At 75.0% G+C, this 1,099-nt stretch carries 2 protein-coding genes; both read right to left on the bottom strand.

From position 1 onward, the window contains the following. Positions 1–460 (bottom strand): PfkB family carbohydrate kinase (locus AB0C29_RS49865; RefSeq protein ID WP_360835596.1); only part of this gene is annotated, 460 nt, incomplete at its 3' end. A gap of 2 nt (positions 461–462) precedes the next feature. After that, positions 463–1,099: pseudouridine-5'-phosphate glycosidase (locus AB0C29_RS49860; protein ID WP_360835594.1), on the bottom strand; the 637-nt coding region annotated here is incomplete at its 5' end.

Here is a 1,099-nt window from a genome sequence, read left to right as displayed (position 1 = left end):
CCCGGGCCGCCGCCAGCGCGGCCAGCCCACCCGGCCGCGACCCCGCGTGCAGCAGGGGATAGCCGGAGAGATGCAGGTGGGTGACGCCCTGCGCGGCCTTGACGGCAGCCGTGACATCCGCCGGGTCCAGCAGCAGCGCGGCCCCCCGGTCGGTGATCATGGTGCGCTCGTCAGCCGAACTGAGCACCACCACGCTGCCCGTCGGTACCCCGGGATGGGCCCGCACCGTGCACCGCACCCCGGCGGCGACCAGCTCGGCGATCCGTTCCCGGCCGGCATGATCGTCACCGACCGCGGCGATCAGGGTGGCGCCCGCCCCGGCGTAGGCGAGCCAGGCAGCCGTGTTGGCCGCCTGCCCGCCCCCGCCGACCAGGATCCGCGCCTCGGTGTCGGAGCCCACGGCGAGCGGTCCGGCGTGCGTGACCAGCACGTCCGTCACCAGGTCACCGACCACCAGCACGCTCACGGCAGCGCGAAGCCCAGGGTCGCCGGGGCCGGGGTGGCCGCGGCCGCGATCTGGGCCGCCAGGGCCGCGTTGCGCAGGATGATCCGTACGTTGACGGCCAGGCTCCTGCCCTCGGTGCTGCTGTGGAAGTGCGCCAGCAGGAACGGCGTCACGGCCTTGCCGGTGACCCCGTCCCGGGCCAGCAGCTCCAGCCCCTCGGCCAGGGTGCGGTCGTGCAGGGCCGGGTCGAGCTGCTCGTCGGCCGGCAGCGGGTTGCCCAGCACCAGCGCGCCGGCGCCGACGCCCTGGTCAGCCCGGGCCGCGATGACGTCGGCGACCTGCTTCGGGGAGTCCAGCCGCCAGTCGACGTCGAAACCGCCGTCGGTGACGAAGAAGCCGGGGAAGCGGTGGGTGCCGTACCCGGCGACGGAGACCCCGAGGGTCTCCAGGCGCTCCAGGGTGGCGCCGACGTCGAGGATCGACTTGACCCCGGCACAGACCACGACGATCGGCGTACGGGCCAGCGTGGTCAGGTCGTTGGACTCGTCGAAGGTGCTGTTGGCCTCGCGGTGCACGCCGCCGAGCCCGCCGGTGGCGAAGACCCCGATCTCGGCCGCCGCGGCGATCGCGCTGGTCGCGGCGACCGTGGTGGCC

It is taken from the genome of Actinoplanes sp. NPDC048791 (assembly GCF_040650095.1).
Lineage (GTDB): Bacteria > Actinomycetota > Actinomycetes > Mycobacteriales > Micromonosporaceae > Actinoplanes.
This window is presented reverse-complemented; position numbering and strand designations above follow the sequence as displayed.